Raw genomic sequence first — 17,901 nt, 5'->3', positions numbered from 1 at the left:
ATCACCCTTATCTATCTTCCTTTCCCCTTTTTATAAGCCTCCCTAGACTGCGGCATACTTTATTTAAGGTAGGCCGCCATGTCCGAGACGCTGCTCAGTTCCCGCAATCTGGCTTTCGAGCTGTACGAAGTCCTCGATGCCGAGGGCCTGACCCGGCGCGAGCGATTTGCCGAGCACAACCGCGAAACCTTCGACGCCGCCATCGGCACGGCACGCAACATTGCCGAGAAGTACTTCGCACCGCACAACCGCAAGGGCGACGAAAACGAGCCGCGCTACGAGAACGGTCAGGCGATTCTGATTCCCGAGGTGAAACCGGCGGTGGATGCCTTCCTCGAGGCTGGATTCCTCAACGCGGCGCGCAGTTTCGACGCTGGCGGCATGCAACTTCCTACACTGCTGTCCCAGGCCTGCTTCGCTCACTTTCAGTCAGCGAACGCGGCTTCTACTTCCTATCCGTTCCTGACCATGGGCGCGGCCAACCTGATCGAAAGCTTCGGCACCGAAGAACAGAAGCAACGTTTCCTGCAACCGATGATCGACGGCCGCTTCTTCGGCACCATGGCCCTGACCGAACCCCATGCCGGTTCGTCGCTGTCGGATATTCGTACCCGCGCCGAGCCTGCGTCCGACGGCACTTATCGCCTCAAGGGCAACAAGATCTTCATTTCCGGCGGCGATCACCCACTCTCGGAAAACATCGTGCACATGGTGCTGGCCAAACTGCCGGACGCGCCGGCCGGCGTGAAGGGTATTTCGCTGTTCATCGTGCCCAAATTCCTGGTCAACGATGACGGCAGTCTCGGCAAACGCAACGACGTGTTGCTGGCCGGGCTGTTCCACAAGATGGGCTGGCGCGGCACGACGTCCACGGCGCTGAACTTCGGCGATAACGGCGAGTGTGTCGGTTATCTGGTAGGCAAGCCTCATCACGGCTTGAGCTACATGTTCCAGATGATGAACGAAGCGCGGATCGGCGTCGGCATGGGCGCGGTGATGCTTGGTTATGCCGGTTACCTGTACTCGCTGGAGTACGCCCGCGAACGCCCGCAGGGCCGGGTGCCGGACAGCAAGGATCCGACGACGGCGCCGGTGGCGATCATTCAGCACGCCGATGTCAGACGCATGCTGCTGATGCAGAAATCCTACGTTGAAGGTGCGTTCGATCTCGGCCTGTATGCGGCGCGACTGTTCGATGACACCACCACACTGGAAACCGAGGCCGAGCGCAAACAGGCTCATGAGCTACTGGATTTGCTGACACCGATCGTCAAATCCTGGCCATCGGAGTACTGCCTCAAGGCCAACGAACTGGCGATCCAGATTCTCGGCGGCCACGGCTACACCCGTGAATACCCGGTGGAGCAGTACTACCGCGACAACCGCCTGAACCCGATCCACGAAGGCACTCACGGCATTCAGTCGCTGGACTTGCTCGGGCGCAAACTGGCGCAGAACGGTGGTGCCGGGCTCAAGCAGCTGATTCGACTGATCGCCGACACCGCCGAGCGGGCGGTGGCGTACGAATCGTTGACCGCGCTGCGTGAGCCATTGGAGAAACTGGTTGCTCGCCTACAAACCGTGACCATCGGTTTGTTGACCGATCTGGCTCAGGGCAAGGTCAACAGCAGCCTGGCGAACTCGGCGTTGTACCTGAAGGTGTTCGGGCACGCGGTGATTGGCTGGCGCTGGCTGGAACAGGCGATTCGAGCCGAGGAAGGGTTGGCCAAGGGGAATGCGGCGGATGTCGACTTCTATAAGGGCAAGTTGCAGGCGGCGCGTTATTTTCTGACGTGGGAAGTGCCGGGGTGCCAGCATGAATTGGCGTTGCTGGAGGCGCGGGATGATACGTGTCTGGGGATGCAGGATGCGTGGTTCTGATCATTGACCGAGTGAAACCCGGCCCTCACCCCAGCCCTCTCCCGGAGGGAGAGGGGGCCGAATGGGGGATGCTTAAGAAGTACATCGACCTGAAAGTGCTATGCCGAATCCATAATCGACTCGGTTTTTCAGGTCGATGTAGAGAGCAAGACAACTCGGTCAGTCCCCTCTCCCTCCGGGAGAGGGTTAGGGTGAGGGGCTCTTTGGCTCTTGGCACTCAAACCAACTTGAACCCACCCATCTGCCGCGCCAGATCATCCGCCAACCGCTGCAACATCTGACAATCCTCGCGACACGCCCGAACCTCCCCCGCCGTCGCCCGGGCCAGATCGGAAATGCCCTGTACGTTGCGGTTGATCTCCTCGGTCACAGCCGACTGCTCCTCAGTCGCCGTCGCCACCTGATGGTTCATGTCGCTGATGCGCTCGACCTGCCCGGTAATCGCAGTCAAAGAGGCCCCGGTACGCTGGCTCGATTCAACTCCTGTCCCCGTCGCAGCCTGCCCGGTGCGCATCGATGACACCGCATTCTCCGCCCCCTGCTTGAGGCTGCCGATCATCTGCTGAATCTCGTCGGTAGACGCCTGAGTCCGTCGCGCCAATGTCCGCACTTCATCGGCGACCACCGCAAAACCACGCCCCATGTCCCCGGCCCGAGCCGCTTCAATCGCCGCGTTCAACGCCAGCAAATTGGTCTGCTCTGACACCCCGCGAATTACCGCCAGCACCTGATCGATCGACGCCACCTGATGCGCCAACTCACCCACCGCGCCGGCCGCGACGCCAATTTCATCGGACATGCTTTCTATATGGCGAATCGAACCGCCGACCACTTCCCGCGCCTGCATGGCTTCATCGCGCGCAGTTTGCGAGGCGAGCGCCGCGTTGCCGGCGTTCTGGGCGATTTCCTGCACCGTCAGGCCCATTTCGTGGACGGCGGTGGCGACCATGTCGGTCATTTCCTGCTGGCGACCTGAGCGCTCGGCGGTGTTATCCACAACCCTGGCCACCTGACCTACGGCAACGCGCAGACGCTCGCTGGTGGTCAGCACTTCACCGATCATCCCGCGCTGGCTGTCGAGGAAACGGTTGAAGCCCCGAGCGAGGTCGCCCAGCTCGTCGGCGCGGCTGGAATCTAACCGATGGGTCAAATCTCCACCACCGCTACCGATTGCTACCAGCGCAGCTGTTACCTGACGAATCGGTCGCACCAATCCCTGAGCCAGCCAGATCACCAGCGCCAGGCAAACCAGCGCCACCGCCAGACCGATGCCGCTGCTCATCCACATCGCCCGGCGGGCTTCGGCGTAGATCTGCGACTGTGGCACTTCGGCCACCAGGGTCCAGCCGAGGTCGCGCAAAGGCAGGCTGAAGGCGAGGAAGTCTTCGCCATCGCGCTGAAAGCTGCTGTTGGTCGCCACTTTGTGGCCCATGACCGCTTGCGCCGCGTTGGCGCCGATCTGCTCCGTGAGGGTGCGCTTGCCGCTGAACTGTGCCTCGGGATGGACCTGGATCAGACCGTCGGAACGCACGAGATAGACCTTCCCGCGCTCGCCGAAGCTGAAGTTGTGGATCAGCTCCGACAGCTCTTTCATGCTCAGCCCGAGCCCCGCGACACCGACCACTTTGCCGGCCTGCTCCACCTTCAAATCGATGAACAGCGCCAGCTCCCCGGTGGCTCCGTCGTTGTCGATGTTCAGGGTTCGAGGCTGATTGCTGTCGAGGAAGGAATAGAACCAGGCATCTGCCGGTTTGTCGCGACTCAGAGTGCGATCCAGGCCTTTTTCGGTGATGTAGTGATTGGATTCGGTGCCGATGATCAGCGCGGTAAACGCCTTGTGTTCGGCGCGGATACCTTCCAAATACTGCGCGAAGCCCGCCGTTTTGGCGGAGTCTTCACCATTGGCCAGCCAGTCGCGGACCATGGTGTTGCTGGCGATGTCCTTGGCGGCGGTGAGGGGTTGAACGAGGATTCGTTCGATGTCGTTGCGCGTCGCTTCGATGCTCGACGGCAGCGCCTGTTCGACCAGATAGCTCTGGGCGAGGCGGTTGACCACCAGGGTATAAATGCCAACCACGATCAGAATGCTGACCAGCAGGGCGGTGCCCATACCGAGGATCAGCTGCCATTGAATACTGCGACGCCAGAACTGCATGGAGCACCCCCAAAGAATAAGAGGCTGAAACACTGCAACAGCCGTGCCGATTGTATACAAACCAATCGACAATCTTATTCTTTGGTTGTGCGCAACCCCATCAACCCTGATTGATGGTCTTGGCGATGGTCTCGACCGTGGCGCTGACTTGCTCTTGGTAACGCTCGAGTTCTTCCTGATGCTGCTTCTTCATTTCAATCTGCTGCGAGCACAGATTCATCGCCGCCAGCACCAGCAGGCGGTCGCCGATCAGGGTCGGGTATTTGCGCTTGGTGTCGGCCAGCGCGGCCTTGAGCATCAATGCGGCGTCCAGCAGGGTCTGTTCTTCCCCGGCCGGTGCCTTGATCGAATAGTCCTCCCCCATGATGGAGATGACTTTTACCCCTGCTGTGCCGTGGTTCATGCGCTGACAGGACCTGCGTTGACGCGATCAACCAGGGCCTGGATGCGCGCGGCGGTGGCGCCGTGCTTTTCTTCCTGTTCCATCAGGCTCAGTTGCAGGCTTTCGTTTTCATCCTTGGCCTGGGCCAGTTCCGTGGACAGGGTCTGGTTGGTTTGCGACAGGGTCTGGTTTTGTTGCACCAGGTCGCTGACGAGCTGTTCCAATTGGCTGAGGGATGCTTCCAACATTTTGATCTTCCAGGGCTTTTTCAAAGGGCGCGTACGATAAAGAAAAGTCGTCGTTGACGCCAGGGTTAAACCGGCGCAAGGCCTTGATTTTCCTGGCGGCTCGACCGTTCTTGCGAGTCTTAGAGACTGTCATCTGCCAATCTGGTTCCTGCACTTCGTCGCTTGCGTGCGGATGCGACAAATACGCACACCACCTCAAGACTTTAGTCGTATGACCGATAAGTCACCCAACAGCAGTCTCAGCCCGCACGGATGCGGCCCTTCCCTGGTATCCGCCTCCATGTCCCTTCGCAATATGAACATCGCCCCCCGGGCGTTCACCGGTTTCGCCCTGATCGGCGGCCTGATGCTGATTCTTGGTGTGTTCGCCCTGAACCAGATGAGCAAGATCCGCGCAGCAGGCGAAGACATCGCCACCGCCAGCGTGCCTTCGATCAAGGCCCTCGACGAATTCACCCAGTTGACCCTGCGCCTGCGCGTGCTGTCGTATCGGTTGCTGATCAACCGCGAGCCAGACGTCCAGCAAAAAACCATCGAGCTGTTCGATTTGCGCAACCGGCAGATCACCGACGCGCAACGCGCCTACGAGCCGCTGATCGATGGCCCGCAAGAACGCGCGGCTTACGATCAGTACGTGCAGTTGCTGGCACAGTACCGCCAGCTCGAAGACCGGATGAAGACTCTGTCACGCAACAATCAGATCGACGAACTGCGGCAGATGCTCAACACCGATTTGCTCGCCAATTCCGAAGCGGTGAATACCGCTCTCGCGCGTTTGCTGGAGATCAACACCCAACAGATCGCCGAGACCAATCAGGGCGCCACGGATCAGTATTCGATGTCGTTCAATCTGGTCGTGACCCTGTTGATCATCGCCACCGGCCTGACCTTCCTGTTCGCCTGGTTGTTGACCAGCAGCATCACCAAGCCAATCGCCAAGGCACTCGATGCGGCGGAAACCATCGCCGAAGGCAACCTGACCCAGCCGATCCACGTTGACGGCACCGACGAAGCCGGTCGCCTGCTGGCAGCCATGGCCAAGATGCAATCGAAGCTGCGCGACACCCTGCAGCGGATTTCCGGTTCGGCCACCCAACTGGCCTCCGCCGCCGAAGAGCTGAACAGCGTCACCGACGAAAGCGCCCGTGGCCTGACCCAACAGAACAATGAAATCGAACAGGCCGCCACCGCAGTCAACGAGATGACCAGCGCCGTGGAAGAAGTTGCACGCAACGCGGTCAGCACTTCGGAAGCCTCGAAGAACGCCACCACTTCTGCCGGCGACGGCCGCGATCTGGTGCAGGAAACCGTCAGCGCCATCGAACGCATGAGCGCCGACGTACAGAGCACCGCGACCCTGATCGGCGATCTGGCCAACGAATCCCGCGACATCGGCAAGGTGCTGGACGTGATCCGTGGCCTGGCTGACCAGACCAACCTGCTCGCGCTCAACGCCGCCATCGAAGCCGCCCGTGCCGGTGAAGCCGGTCGTGGTTTTGCCGTGGTGGCTGACGAAGTCCGTGCCCTGGCGCACCGCACCCAGCAGTCGACCAGCGAAATCGAGCGCATGATCGGCAGCATCCAGAGCGGCACCGAACACGCCGTGGATTCGATGCGCAACAGCACCGAGCGCGCCGAGTCGACCCTGAACATCGCCCGTGGCGCCGGTCTGTCGCTGGACACCATCAACACGGCCATCGTCGAAATCAACGAGCGCAACCTGGTGATCGCCAGCGCCGCCGAAGAGCAGGCGCAAGTGGCGCGGGAAGTGGATCGCAACCTGGTGAACATCCGCGATCTGTCGGTGCAATCGGCGACCGGCGCGAATCAGACCAGTGCGGCGAGTAATGAGCTGTCGCGATTGGCGCTGGATCTGAACAATATGGTTGGGCGGTTTAGCCTTTGATTTGTTAGATCAAGGTCAAGATCAAAAGCTACCCCCTCTCCCCCTAAAGGGGGCGAGGGGGAGGGAGCAGATCTTCGTGCGTTTCAAGACCTGAGTTCGACTCGCTATTTCAGGTCGATGTAACTCGAGAGAGCCACTCGGTCAGTCCCCTCTCCCTCCGGGAGAGGGCTAGGGTGAGGGCAGCAATCGCAAGCCGAACCCAAATCCCGAATCCCCCGCTGAAAAACCTTTTTGACAGCATCACATTTCAACAGGTTAGAATCGCTGGCACGCAGACTGCATGGTCAGTTTGTGCCCGTCTTTCCGCTTCTGGAGTACTGCCTTTGAATGCGACGACCATCAACAGCCTGTTCTTGATCGGCGCGTTGCTGGTAGGCGCAAGCATTCTTGTCAGCTCCCTTTCTTCCCGTCTCGGCATCCCGATTCTGGTGATCATCCTCGCGGTCGGCATGACTGCCGGGGTCGATGGCGGCGGCATCATTTTCGATAACTACCCGACGGCCTATCTGGTCGGCAACCTCGCGCTGGCGGTGATCCTGCTCGACGGCGGCTTGCGCACCCGGGTGTCCAGTTTCCGCGTGGCCCTATGGCCGGCTTTGTCGCTGGCGACGGTCGGGGTACTCATCACCACCGGCCTCACCGGCATGGCCGCCGCGTGGTTGTTCGATCTCAACCTGATTCAAGGCCTGCTGATCGGCGCCATCGTCGGTTCCACGGATGCCGCGGCGGTGTTCTCGCTGCTCGGCGGCAAAGGCCTGAACGAACGGGTGACCGCCAGCCTGGAAATCGAATCCGGCAGCAACGACCCGATGGCGGTGTTCCTCACCGTGACCCTGATCGACATGCTCGCCAGCGGCCAGACCGGCCTGCACTGGAGCCTGCTGACCCACCTGATCCGCGAGTTCGGCATCGGTGGTGTGATCGGTCTGGGCGGTGGCTGGCTGATGCTGCAACTGGTCAACCGGATCAATCTGGCCGCCGGCCTGTATCCGATTCTGGTGATCGCCGGCGGTCTGGTGGTGTTCGCCCTGACCAACGCCCTGCACGGCAGCGGCTTCCTCGCCGTGTACCTGTGCGGCCTGGTGATCGGCAACCGCCCGGTGCGCAGTCGTCACGGCATTCTGCACATGCTCGACGGCATGGCGTGGCTGGCGCAGATCGGCATGTTCCTGGTGCTGGGGCTGCTGGTCACTCCGCATGATCTGCTGCCGATCGCCTTGCCGGCGCTGGGTCTGGCGCTGTGGATGATTCTGTTCGCGCGGCCGCTGTCGGTGCTGGTCGGGCTGCTGCCGTTCAAGGCCTTCCATGGCCGCGAAAAGGCGTTCATTTCCTGGGTCGGTCTGCGCGGCGCGGTACCGATCATTCTGGCGGTATTCCCGCTGATGGCCGGGCTGCCAAATGCGCAGCTGTACTTCAACCTCGCGTTCTTTATCGTGCTGGTGTCGCTGCTGGTGCAGGGCACGAGCCTGCCGTGGGTGGCCAAGCTGCTCAAGGTGACGGTGCCGCCGGAGCCGGCGCCGATTTCCCGCGCCGCCCTCGAAGTGCACGTCACCAGCGAGTGGGAACTGTTCGTCTACAAGCTCGGCGCGGAAAAATGGTGCATCGGTTCGCCCCTGCGCGAACTGAAAATGCCCGAAGGCACGCGTATCGCCGCCCTGTTTCGCGGCCAGCAACTGCTCCATCCGTCGGGTAGTACGGTGCTGGAAGTCGATGATTTGCTGTGTGTTATCGGCCATGAACACAACCTTCCGGCCCTCGGAAAACTGTTCAGCCAGGCGCCGCAACGCGGCCTCGATCTGCGCTTCTTCGGCGACTTCGTGCTCGAAGGAGATGCCCAGCTCAAAGCGGTTGCCGCCCTGTACGGCCTGCCCGCCGAAGGCATCGATCCGGACATGACCCTGGGCCACTTCATTGCCCAGAAAGTCGGCGGTGCACCTATCGTTGGCGACCAGGTGGAATGGAACAACACCCACTGGACGGTTGCGGTCATGGACGGGAACAAGATCGCCAAAGTGGGCGTCAGATTCCCCGAAGGAAGTCGCCCGGGCCCCGGGCTCTTCCTCTAAACTGCGTCCACTCTCACTTGCTTGACCGGTCTCTATGCCTACCCTGCGCTCCTTTTTCCTCGCGGCCCTGCTGGGCCTGAGTCTTACTGTCGGCCCGCTGCAGGCCGCAGAACCGCCGTCCAGCGACGCCGTGCAGGCCAGCCTGGACAAGCTCACCGACAGCAAACTGCCCGAGGCCGACAAGAAGGCCCTGCAGACGGTCCTGCAAAACACGCTGAACCAGCTCAATAACCGGCGTGACTACGAACAGAAGCTGATCGACCTCAAGCAGCAACTGGCCACGGCGCCGAAGCAGACTATCGAGAATTCGCGCGAACTGACCCGCCTCAAGGCCAGCGCCGTAGTGCCGGTGGCGCAGCGCTTCCCGAAGGAAAACATCCAGCAGCTGGAGCAGATGCTCACCGAGCGCTCGACCCAGCAAAGCGATCTGCAAAAGGCCCTGGCCGACGCCAACAGCCTGATCATCACCGCCCAGACCCGCCCCGAGCGTGCCCAGGCCGAGATTTCCAGCAGCCAGACGCGCATCCAGCAGATCAATAACATCCTCAAGACCGGCAAGGACGCCGGCAAAACCGTCAGCGCCGAGCAGCGCGACCTGCTCAACGCCGAGCTGGCCGCCCTGAACGCGCTGATCCCGCTGCGCCGTCAGGAACTGGCCGGCAACAACCAATTGCAGGATCTGGGCAACAGCCAGCATGACCTGCTTTCGGAAAAGTCCGACCGTCTGGACCGCGAGATCCAGGAACTGCAAACCCTGATCAACCAGAAACGTCTGACCCTGTCGCAGGAAACCGTGACGCAGCAGTCGATCGAGGCCCAGAAGTCCGGCAGCAGCGCCCTGCTCGCCACGGAAAGCGCGGCCAACCTCAAGCTCTCCGACTACCTGCTCAAAAGCACCGACCGCCTCAACGAACTGACCCAACAGAACCTGCAGACCAAGCAGCAGCTGGACAGCGTGACCCAGAGCGATTCGGCCCTCGACGAGCAGATCAACGTGCTCAAGGGCAGCCTTCTGCTGTCGAAGATTCTCTATAAACAGAAACAGGCGCTGCCGCGCCTCAAGGTCGACCGCGACCTGGCGGACCAGATCGCCGACATTCGCCTGTACCAGTTCGAGATCAACCAGCAGCGCGAACAGCTGAGCAATCCGGCGACCTACGTCGACAACCTGCTGTCCACCCAGCCGCCGGAGCAGGTCACGCCACAACTGCGCAAGAGTCTGCTGGAGCTGGCCAACACCCGCGTTGATCTGTTGGAACGGTTGAGTCGCGAACTGAGCGCGATGCTCAACGAATCGATCACCCTGCAACTGAACCAGAAACAACTGCTGAGCACCGCGCAAAGCCTGCGCGCGACCCTCGACGAGCAGATGTTCTGGATTCCGAGCAACAAGCCGCTGGACACCGAATGGATGCGCGGCGTGCCGGAGCGCCTCAAGCGTCAGATCGACACGTTGCCACTGGCCTCGAGCTTCAGCGAACTGACCGACGGCCTGACCCAGCGACCGCTGTTGTTCCTGCCGCTGGCGCTGCTGATCGGCGCGCTGCTGTGGCGCCGCAAGCAGTTGTATTCGCGCTTGAACAAGGTTCACCAGGACATCGGCCACTTCAAGCGTGACAGCCAGTGGCACACGCCGCAGGCGATCCTGATCAATATTCTGCTGGCGATGCCGGTGGCGCTGGGCCTGGCCCTGTGCGGGCTGGCGTTGCAGATCGACGCCCGCGGGCAGAACGCCAACATGGGCGCGGCGCTGCTGCAAATGGCCCAGGCGTGGCTGGTGTTCTACACCGCTTACCGGATCCTCGCGCCGGGCGGCGTGGCGGAACTGCACTTTCGCTGGGAAAAGCCGCAGGTCGAATTCCTGCAAGGCTGGGTGCGTCGCCTCGGACTGGTGGTCATGGCGCTGGTGGCGGTGGTGGCGGTCGCCGAGCTGCAACCGGCGGCGCTGGCCGACGATGTGCTGGGCATGCCGGTTGTGCTGACCTGCTATGCGCTGATGGCGTGGCTGCTCAGCCGCCTGCTGATCAGCAGCCCGACCCACGAAAACGCCTCGCTGTTCCGCAAGGCCGTGGGCGTGATGTTCACCCTGCTGCCCATCGCGCTGTTCGTCGCCGTGTGCTTCGGCTACTACTACACCGCGCTGAAGCTCAGCGACCGCTTGATCAACACCCTGTACCTGCTGATGTTCTGGCTGGTGATCGAAGCCACCTTCGTCCGTGGCCTCGCGGTCGCGGCACGTCGCCTGGCTTACCAGCGCGCCCTGGCCAAACGTCAGGCCGCGAAGGAAGCCGGCGACGGCGAAGCGGTGATCGAAGAGCCGACTCTGGACATCGAAAAGGTCAACGAACAGTCTCTGCGCCTGATCCGTCTGGCACTGCTCGGCGGCTTCATCGCCGCGCTGTACTGGGTCTGGGCCGACCTGATCACGGTGTTTTCGTACCTCGACAACATCACCCTCTACGAATACACCAGCGGCACCGGCGCCAACATGAGCATGGTGCCGATCAGCATCGGCGACATGCTCGGCGCGCTGATCATCATCGGCATCACCTTCGCGCTCGCCCGCAACTTGCCGGGCCTGCTTGAAGTGTTCGTTTTGTCGAAACTCAATCTGGCCCAGGGCAGTGCCTACGCGACCACGACGCTGCTGTCGTACGTGATCGCCGGGGTCGGTTTCGTCTCGACCCTGTCGACCCTCGGCGTCAGCTGGGACAAGTTGCAATGGCTGGTGGCAGCGCTGTCGGTCGGCCTCGGTTTCGGCATGCAGGAGATCTTCGCGAACTTCATCTCCGGCATCATGATCCTGTTCGAACGCCCGGTGCGGATCGGCGACACCATCACCATCGGCAACCTCTCGGGTACGGTGAGCAAGATCCGCATCCGCGCCACGACCATCACCGACTTCGACCGCAAGGACATCATTGTCCCGAACAAGACGTTCATCACCGGGCAACTGATCAACTGGTCGCTGACCGACACCATCACCCGGGTGACCCTGAAACTGGGCGTCGATTACGGTTCGGATCTGGATCTGGTCAAGGAACTGCTGCTCAAGGCCGCCCGGGAAAACCCGCGTGTGCTCAAGGAACCCGAGCCGCACGTGTACTTCCTCAACTTCGGCGAAAGCACTCTCGACCACGAATTGCGCATGCATGTGCGCGATCTCGGCGACCGCAACCCGGTACTCGATGAGGTCAACCGCTTCATCAACCGCGAGTTCAAGAAGCAGCACATCAACATTTCGTTCCGCCAGATGGAGGTTTACCTGAAGAACCTCCACGGTCAGGAATACAAGATGGTGCCGATCGAGCCGGAAACCAAAACCATCGTGCCGGTCAGCGATGACCAGAAACCCTTGCAGGAACCGCCGCCGGCCAAACTCGACTAACCCGGCTAATCCCAGCAGAATGCTCGGACATTCTGCTGGAGCCGGCCCTTGAAAGCCCTCGACGAACTGACCTTCGACAACCGCTTCGCCCGCCTGGGCGATGCGTTCTCGGCCCACGTGCTGCCCGAACCGATCGACAATCCGCGACTGGTCGTGGCCAGCCCTGCGGCCCTGGCGCTGCTGGATCTGGACCCGGCAGTGGCCGACACCCAGGAATTTGCCGAGCTGTTCGGCGGCCACAAGCTGTGGGCCGATGCCGAGCCACGGGCGATGGTCTATTCCGGACATCAGTTCGGCGGCTACACCCCGCAATTGGGCGATGGGCGCGGATTGTTGCTGGGCGAGGTCTACAACGCCGCCGGTGAGCACTGGGACCTGCATCTGAAGGGCGCCGGGCAGACGCCGTTCTCGCGCATGGGCGACGGCCGCGCGGTGCTGCGCTCGTCGATCCGCGAGTTTCTCGCTTCCGAAGCGCTGCACGCGCTGAACATCCCGTCTTCACGCGCCGCCTGCGTGATCGGCTCCGACACCCCGGTCTGGCGTGAGAAACAGGAACGCGCCGCGATGGTGCTGCGCCTGGCGCCGAGCCACATCCGTTTCGGCCATTTCGAATATTTCTATTACACCAAACGTCCCGAGCAGCAGAAGCTGCTCGGCGAACACGTGTTGGCGATGCACTACCCCGAATGCCTGGAACAGCCGGAGCCGTATCTGGCGATGTTCCGCGAGATCGTCGAGCGCAACGCCGAACTGATCGCCAAATGGCAGGCCTACGGTTTCTGCCACGGCGTGATGAACACCGACAACATGTCGATCCTCGGCATCACCTTCGACTTCGGCCCGTTCGCCTTCCTCGACGATTTCGATGCGAACTTCATCTGCAACCACTCCGACGACCAGGGCCGCTACTCCTTCAGCAATCAGGTGCCGGTCGGCCAGTGGAATCTCAGCGCCCTGGCCCAGGCCCTGACGCCGTTCATCAGCGTTGAAGCCCTGCGCGAAACCCTCGGTTTGTACCTGCCGCTGTTCCAGGCGCACTACCTCGACCTGATGCGCCGCCGCTTCGGCTTCACCACCGCCGAGGACGACGACCAGCAACTGCTGGAACAACTGCTGCAACTGATGCAGAACAGCGGCGTCGATTACACGCTGTTCTTCCGCCGCCTGGGCGAAGAGTCAGCCGAACAGGCCGTCGCTCGCCTGCGCGATGACTTCGTCGATATCAAGGGTTTCGATGCCTGGGGCGAGCGCTATGTCGCCCGCGTCGCACGCGATGGCGCGACCGATCAGGAACAGCGCCGTGCGCGGATGCATGCGGTGAATCCGCTGTACATCCTGCGCAACTATCTGGCGCAGAAGGCTATTGATGCCGCCGAGCAGGGTGACTATTCAGAAGTGCGCCGGTTGCATGCGGTGCTGAGCAATCCATTCGAGGAACAGCCTGGAATGGAGAGCTACGCGGAACGGCCGCCGGAGTGGGGCAAGCATTTGGAGATCAGTTGTTCCTCATGAAGCGCACGGTCTCCTGTCTTGGAGCCGTGCACCCTCCCGTCAGGCAACCTGCTAGATGACAGCGCCGGCTGAAAAAGCCGCGCGACATGCTCAGAGTGCAAAGGCCACGACTCTGAACACACTGGTTTCCTTTCAGATAAACACGTCCACAGGTAGCTTGAAGTGCTCGGCCAGCCAGCGGACCTGCCGCAGATTCAACTGGCGCTTTCCACTGAGGATTTCCGAAACAACAGACTGAGTCCCCACACCCGGCAAATCGCTCTGGGTCAAACCATGCTCACGCATCAAATACCCCAGTACTTCAAAACCGGGCGGTTTAGGCGTCGGGTGATGCACGCGATCCCATTCTTCAATCCAGTCACCGATGATATCCACCAGGCTCATCAAAGGATGAGACTCATCATCACCCGTCATTTCGAGCAACTCGTCAAGGGCTTGAACAAGCCTGTCGTAGTCGTCTTCGCTTTTCGGCTTGCGCAGCAAAGGCGAAACGAACTCCCAGTGCTCAGCGGCTTTTTTGATCAGAACACTCATGCCTTAGCCTCCCTCCATTTACCGCGGTCATATTCGCGATGATCCAACACATGTCTGATGTACAACTTTTGAGGTCGAAATCTGACATAGGCGATCAACCTGAGCTTGTTACCGCCAATATCGAAAACGTGAAAATCACCCACTTTGTCGACAGCTGGAAACAAGGCCTTCAGCGCCGCAAAATCTGACGATTTGCTCCCTTTCGCCACTTCCAGCCAGTGGTCCAGTGCTGTAGCTGCGTTAGGCCATTTGGCCTTCGCTTCTCGTATTCGTTTTCCGGTGATGACATGCATGCAACATCCTTATCGCATTCTGCTATGGGGAGTTAATCACAGATCAAAATTATCGCAAGTTGCGATACGGCCGAGCAGACCAACGGACTCAGCCGGTTCATCTCAGCCTAGGCTCACAGCCAAACACTGCACGATTGAAAATATGAGCAAACGTCTCCAACTAGGAGTTATCAGCTCTCCACCGGATTCCGATCATGACCGACCCACTCCTCATCCCCTGCCCCTCCTGCAACGGCCTCAACCGCATTCCCGCCGAGCGCCTCAACGATCACCCGAAGTGCGGGCGCTGCAAGTCCGAGGTGCTGTTGAACAAGCCGTTCGAGCTCAAGCAAGGCGATTACGCCAGTCAGATCAAGGGTGATCTGCCGTTGCTGGTGGACGTGTGGGCGGAGTGGTGCGGGCCGTGCAAGTCGTTTGCGCCGGTGTTCGAGCAGGCGGCTGCGCAGCTGGCGGGCAAATGCCGGCTGGCCAAGCTGGACAGCGAGGCCAATCAGCAGTTGTCGGCGCAGCTGGGGATTCGTTCGATTCCGAGCCTGATTCTGTTCCGCAACGGCCGGGAAGTCGCCCGTCAGAGTGGGGCCTTCCCGTTGTCGCAGTTGATGGCCTGGCTGCGCAGCCAGGGCATCTGACAAGGCTTCAGGCGTCTTCGAGCAGGTTATGCAGTTCGACGAACTGTTGCGTCAGCTTGTGCCGTGGGTCGAGGTGGATCAGCGGCGTGTTGGCTTGATGCGATTCGCGCATGCGCACTGAACTGGCGAGGTAGACCGGCAGCACCGGCAGGCCCTCGGCGATCAGTTCGTCGAGGATCTGCTGCGGCAGGCTGGCCCGGGCCTGGAACTGGTTGACCACAATACCTTCGACTTCCAGGCCTTCGTTGTGGTCTTCCTTCAACTCGTCGATCTCGGCGATCAGACCGTACAGGGCCTGACGCGAGAAGCTGTCGCAGTCAAAGGGAATCAAAACCCGATCGGCGGCAATCAGTGCCGAGACCGCGTAGAAATTCAGCGCCGGTGGCGTATCCAGATAGATCCGGTCGTAATCTTCCGACAACTCGTCGAGCAGCTTTCGCAGCTTGTTGATCTTGTGCTTGGCCTCAAGCTTGGGCTGCAGGTCAGCCAGTTCGGCAGTGGCGGTGATGATGTGCAGGTTGTCGAAGGGCGTTTCGTAGATATCCGCCTGATTCTTTTTCGAGAACGGCCCGGAAGACAGGGTCTGCTTGAAGAAATCGGCAATGCCCATCGGAATGTCATCACCCGTGAGCCCGGTCAGATACTGAGTGGAATTGGCCTGGGCATCGAGGTCGACCAACAGCGTGCGATAACCCTCGCTGGCGCTTACCGCCGCCAGATTGCAGGCAATGCTGGATTTGCCCACGCCACCTTTCTGATTGAACACCACGCGCCGCATGACAAAACCTCCGTGTATCAAAGAATGACCGAGTGTAGTGGTGCCCGGTGCCGGTTCGCTACCTCGATGGGCACGGACTACAGAGTCGGGCGCCAATATCCCAATGAATACGGCGCAAAGACACCCGATGATCGCCGATTCGCCTGACAGACAGACACCCGACAATCTGGATAATGGCCAAGTGATAGCTCTTGCCGCGTACCATTCGGTTCATTTCGTCGTTCAAAATGTAACCAGCATTTGCTACACACTCGTCGCACCGGGATAATGCGCGCCACCCGGCGCCACGCGCCATGCCATTTCAGGCTAAATCAGCTCAGCGGCGACGTTGGCGAAACCGCGTCAACTCAGCCCGCAGGGGCGGGATAAATGTCCGTGATCAACTTCAACATCGCCCAATGGCGCGCCTGGGCTCCCGGGCTCGACAGTGTGGAAGCCTGGCAAGCCTGGAGCCGACAACCGGTCGTGCTCGAAAGCAGCGATGCCGCACCCGATGTTTCGTTTCTGCCGGCCATGCAGCGCCGTCGTCTCAGCCGTCTGGCGCGGATGGCGTTCAGTGTCGGCTGGCCGCTGGCCGACGGTCGGGAAAACCTGCCGCTGGTGTTCGTCTCCCGGCACGGCGAAACCCCGCGCACCTTTGAAATCCTCAGCGATCTGGCCAACGAACAGCCGCTGTCGCCGACCCAGTTCAGCCTGTCGGTGCACAACGCGATCATCGGCCTGTGGTCGATCATGCGCGGCGAGACCAGCGAAATGACCGCGCTCGCTGCGGCTGGCGACGGCCTCGAACACGGCATGCTCGAAGCGGCCACGTTGCTGAACGAAGGCGCCCCGGCGGTGCTGCTGGTGATCACCGAGGAACAGCCGCCCGAAGCCTATTCGACGTGGATCGACGACGTACCGTTTCCCTACGCGGTCGGGCTGTTGCTCACCCCCGGTACCGACTGGCGGCTGACCCTGAACAGCGCCCCCGAAGCACGGTCAAAAACGCAGTGGCCCCACGCACTGAATCTGCTGCGAACCCTGCTCGGTCAGCAACCCCATTGCCAACATGCCTGGAAGACTCGTCTATGGACCTGGCAACGCAACCCGTGATTGGAAAAAACCGCGACGCCTATTACTGGCGTCTGCTGGCCACTGCCACCAGCTTCGCCCTGTTCGGGCTCGGTGGTCTGTGCCTGCGCCTGCTGGTATTTCCATTGCTCGGTTGTCTGCCAGGCGATGCCATTACGCATCGCGAACGGGCACGCCAGACCGTCAGCCGGCTGTTCTGGTTTTTTGTCCGGTTCATGGCCCGTACCGGCGTGCTGACCTATGACATTCAGGGCGCCGAACGCCTCGGCCGTCCGGGGCAGATGATTATCGCCAACCACCCTTCACTGATCGACGTAGTGTTTCTCATCGGTCTGGTGCGCGGTGCCAACTGCGTGGTGAAGAAAAGCCTGTGGGAAAACCCCTTCACTCGCGGCCCGCTGCGCAGCACCGAATACATCAGCAACGACGGCAGCATGGACATGCTCGACGCCGCCGCCGGTGCCTTGCAGAGCGGGCAGACCCTGATCATTTTTCCCGAAGGCACCCGCACCCAGCCAGGTCAGGCGCCAGCCTTTCATCGGGGCGCGGCGGCCATCGCGCTGCGCGGTGCGAAAATCCTCACCCCGGTGGTCATCAAGGTCAGTCCGACCACCCTGACCAAGGCCGAGCCCTGGTATCGCATTCCGAGTCGCCGCGTGCACTTCAGTTTTCACGTCGGGGCCGATATAGACCCACAGACTTTCGCCGCGCAGGGGCCAGCGCCCCAGGCTTCGCGCAAGCTCAACGACTATTTGCACCAATTCTTTATCAAGGAGCTCGCCGAAGATGAGCGATCTAAACCGTGACATCAAAGAGCTGATCATCGACGCCCTGGGCCTCGAAGACATCAGCGCAGAGGACATCGGCGACGACCAGACGCTGTTCGGCGAAGGCCTGGGCCTGGATTCCGTCGACGCCCTGGAGCTCGGCCTGGCGATCCAGAAAAAGTACGGCATCAAGATCGACGCCGACGCCAAGGACACCCGTAACCATTTCTCCAACGTGGCGAGCCTTGCGGCGTTCGTCACGGCAAAACAGGCAGCTTGAGACCGGAC

General features: G+C 61.0%; 15 protein-coding genes and 1 pseudogene. 10 read left to right on the top strand and 6 right to left on the bottom strand.

What is annotated here, in order from left to right; translation table 11 throughout:
• The first annotated feature begins 78 nt into the window (after window positions 1–78).
• Window positions 79–1,881, top strand: coding sequence for an acyl-CoA dehydrogenase (locus tag CAF74_RS11620; protein WP_085746448.1), 1,803 nt, complete (start codon window positions 79–81; stop codon window positions 1,879–1,881).
• Between the two features lie 217 nt (window positions 1,882–2,098).
• Here the strand turns inward: CAF74_RS11620 and CAF74_RS11615 are convergent, their stop codons facing one another.
• From CAF74_RS11615 to CAF74_RS11605, 3 genes are all read right to left on the bottom strand, one after another.
• Entirely contained in the window at window positions 2,099–4,036 is a 1,938-nt protein-coding gene (locus CAF74_RS11615; RefSeq protein WP_085746447.1) for a methyl-accepting chemotaxis protein, read from the bottom strand.
• 100 nt (window positions 4,037–4,136) lie between these two features.
• Complete coding sequence (locus CAF74_RS11610) at window positions 4,137–4,439, bottom strand: cell division protein ZapA (protein WP_007952314.1); 303 nt, start codon at window positions 4,437–4,439, stop codon at window positions 4,137–4,139.
• Complete coding sequence (locus CAF74_RS11605) at window positions 4,436–4,666, bottom strand: hypothetical protein (RefSeq protein WP_064592964.1); 231 nt, start codon at window positions 4,664–4,666, stop codon at window positions 4,436–4,438. The genes CAF74_RS11610 and CAF74_RS11605 overlap by 4 nt, the downstream gene beginning before the upstream one ends.
• Window positions 4,667–4,838: 172 nt before the next feature.
• On the opposite strand from CAF74_RS11605, the pseudogene CAF74_RS29640 reads away from it, so the two are divergent.
• The 5 genes and pseudogenes from CAF74_RS29640 to selO form a co-directional block, all read left to right on the top strand.
• Window positions 4,839–5,717 (top strand): annotated as a pseudogene (locus tag CAF74_RS29640) (MCP four helix bundle domain-containing protein); the annotation flags it as partial.
• A complete protein-coding gene (locus CAF74_RS29635) occupies window positions 5,700–6,572 on the top strand; it encodes a methyl-accepting chemotaxis protein (RefSeq protein ID WP_371850982.1) in 873 nt (290 codons plus the stop codon). The pseudogene CAF74_RS29640 and the gene CAF74_RS29635, both read left to right, overlap by 18 nt.
• A gap of 323 nt (window positions 6,573–6,895) precedes the next feature.
• The gene (locus CAF74_RS11595; RefSeq protein WP_085667701.1) at window positions 6,896–8,638 is read left to right on the top strand and encodes a potassium/proton antiporter; all 1,743 of its coding nucleotides are present in this window, start codon (window positions 6,896–6,898) and stop codon (window positions 8,636–8,638) included.
• A gap of 34 nt (window positions 8,639–8,672) precedes the next feature.
• Window positions 8,673–12,026 (top strand): mechanosensitive channel MscK, encoded by a 3,354-nt coding sequence (gene mscK, locus CAF74_RS11590; RefSeq protein WP_085746445.1) that lies wholly within the window; start codon window positions 8,673–8,675, stop codon window positions 12,024–12,026.
• A 48-nt stretch (window positions 12,027–12,074) separates the two neighbouring features.
• Window positions 12,075–13,538 carry a protein adenylyltransferase SelO gene (gene selO / locus CAF74_RS11585; RefSeq protein WP_064382865.1) on the top strand — a complete coding sequence of 488 codons (1,464 nt, stop codon included), beginning with the start codon at window positions 12,075–12,077 and terminating at the stop codon, window positions 13,536–13,538.
• Between the two features lie 132 nt (window positions 13,539–13,670).
• Here selO and CAF74_RS11580 read toward each other — a convergent pair whose 3' ends face one another.
• Window positions 13,671–14,072 carry a type II toxin-antitoxin system HigA family antitoxin gene (locus CAF74_RS11580; protein ID WP_039766491.1) on the bottom strand — a complete coding sequence of 134 codons (402 nt, stop codon included), beginning with the start codon at window positions 14,070–14,072 and terminating at the stop codon, window positions 13,671–13,673.
• The gene (locus CAF74_RS11575) at window positions 14,069–14,365 is read right to left on the bottom strand and encodes a type II toxin-antitoxin system HigB family toxin (RefSeq protein ID WP_085746444.1); all 297 of its coding nucleotides are present in this window, start codon (window positions 14,363–14,365) and stop codon (window positions 14,069–14,071) included. The genes CAF74_RS11580 and CAF74_RS11575 overlap by 4 nt, the downstream gene beginning before the upstream one ends.
• A gap of 194 nt (window positions 14,366–14,559) precedes the next feature.
• Between CAF74_RS11575 and trxC the strand changes: the two genes are divergently transcribed.
• A complete protein-coding gene (trxC, locus tag CAF74_RS11570; protein ID WP_085746443.1) occupies window positions 14,560–14,994 on the top strand; it encodes a thioredoxin TrxC in 435 nt (144 codons plus the stop codon).
• A 7-nt stretch (window positions 14,995–15,001) separates the two neighbouring features.
• Here trxC and CAF74_RS11565 read toward each other — a convergent pair whose 3' ends face one another.
• Window positions 15,002–15,772 carry a ParA family protein gene (locus CAF74_RS11565; protein ID WP_007952339.1) on the bottom strand — a complete coding sequence of 257 codons (771 nt, stop codon included), beginning with the start codon at window positions 15,770–15,772 and terminating at the stop codon, window positions 15,002–15,004.
• 369 nt (window positions 15,773–16,141) lie between these two features.
• Between CAF74_RS11565 and CAF74_RS11560 the strand changes: the two genes are divergently transcribed.
• Genes CAF74_RS11560 through CAF74_RS11550 form a run of 3 tightly spaced genes read left to right on the top strand, consistent with a single transcriptional unit; the run spans window position 16,142 to window position 17,893 of the window.
• Complete coding sequence (locus tag CAF74_RS11560) at window positions 16,142–16,867, top strand: beta-ketoacyl synthase chain length factor (protein WP_085746442.1); 726 nt, start codon at window positions 16,142–16,144, stop codon at window positions 16,865–16,867.
• Window positions 16,843–17,652: a 1-acyl-sn-glycerol-3-phosphate acyltransferase gene (locus CAF74_RS11555; RefSeq protein ID WP_085746441.1), complete on the top strand. Its 810-nt coding sequence runs from the start codon at window positions 16,843–16,845 to the stop codon at window positions 17,650–17,652. Before CAF74_RS11560 ends, CAF74_RS11555 begins: the two co-directional genes overlap by 25 nt.
• Window positions 17,633–17,893, top strand: a complete 261-nt coding sequence (locus CAF74_RS11550; RefSeq protein WP_007952344.1) for a phosphopantetheine-binding protein — start codon at window positions 17,633–17,635, stop codon at window positions 17,891–17,893. The genes CAF74_RS11555 and CAF74_RS11550 overlap by 20 nt, the downstream gene beginning before the upstream one ends.
• The last annotated feature ends 8 nt before the right edge of the window (window positions 17,894–17,901 follow it).

The organism is Pseudomonas sp. R45(2017) (assembly GCF_002112305.1).
Classification (GTDB): Bacteria; Pseudomonadota; Gammaproteobacteria; order Pseudomonadales; family Pseudomonadaceae; genus Aquipseudomonas; species Aquipseudomonas paraglycinae.
The sequence above is the reverse complement of the archived record's forward strand: the minus strand, read 5'-3'. Positions and strand labels throughout refer to the sequence as shown.

Excerpts from the sequence above, each read along its gene's own strand:
- CAF74_RS11620 (WP_085746448.1), top strand. The coding sequence starts at position 79 with ATGTCCGAGACGCTGCTCAGTTCCCGCAATCTGGCTTTCGAGCTGTAC.
- CAF74_RS11615 (WP_085746447.1), bottom strand. The coding sequence starts at position 4,036 with ATGCAGTTCTGGCGTCGCAGTATTCAATGGCAGCTGATCCTCGGTATG.
- CAF74_RS11610 (WP_007952314.1), bottom strand. The coding sequence starts at position 4,439 with ATGAACCACGGCACAGCAGGGGTAAAAGTCATCTCCATCATGGGGGAG.
- CAF74_RS11605 (WP_064592964.1), bottom strand. The coding sequence starts at position 4,666 with ATGTTGGAAGCATCCCTCAGCCAATTGGAACAGCTCGTCAGCGACCTG.
- CAF74_RS29635 (WP_371850982.1), top strand. The coding sequence starts at position 5,700 with ATGGCCAAGATGCAATCGAAGCTGCGCGACACCCTGCAGCGGATTTCC.
- mscK (WP_085746445.1), top strand. The coding sequence starts at position 8,673 with ATGCCTACCCTGCGCTCCTTTTTCCTCGCGGCCCTGCTGGGCCTGAGT.
- CAF74_RS11580 (WP_039766491.1), bottom strand. The coding sequence starts at position 14,072 with ATGAGTGTTCTGATCAAAAAAGCCGCTGAGCACTGGGAGTTCGTTTCG.
- CAF74_RS11575 (WP_085746444.1), bottom strand. The coding sequence starts at position 14,365 with ATGCATGTCATCACCGGAAAACGAATACGAGAAGCGAAGGCCAAATGG.
- trxC (WP_085746443.1), top strand. The coding sequence starts at position 14,560 with ATGACCGACCCACTCCTCATCCCCTGCCCCTCCTGCAACGGCCTCAAC.
- CAF74_RS11565 (WP_007952339.1), bottom strand. The coding sequence starts at position 15,772 with ATGCGGCGCGTGGTGTTCAATCAGAAAGGTGGCGTGGGCAAATCCAGC.
- CAF74_RS11560 (WP_085746442.1), top strand. The coding sequence starts at position 16,142 with ATGTCCGTGATCAACTTCAACATCGCCCAATGGCGCGCCTGGGCTCCC.
- CAF74_RS11555 (WP_085746441.1), top strand. The coding sequence starts at position 16,843 with ATGGACCTGGCAACGCAACCCGTGATTGGAAAAAACCGCGACGCCTAT.
- CAF74_RS11550 (WP_007952344.1), top strand. The coding sequence starts at position 17,633 with ATGAGCGATCTAAACCGTGACATCAAAGAGCTGATCATCGACGCCCTG.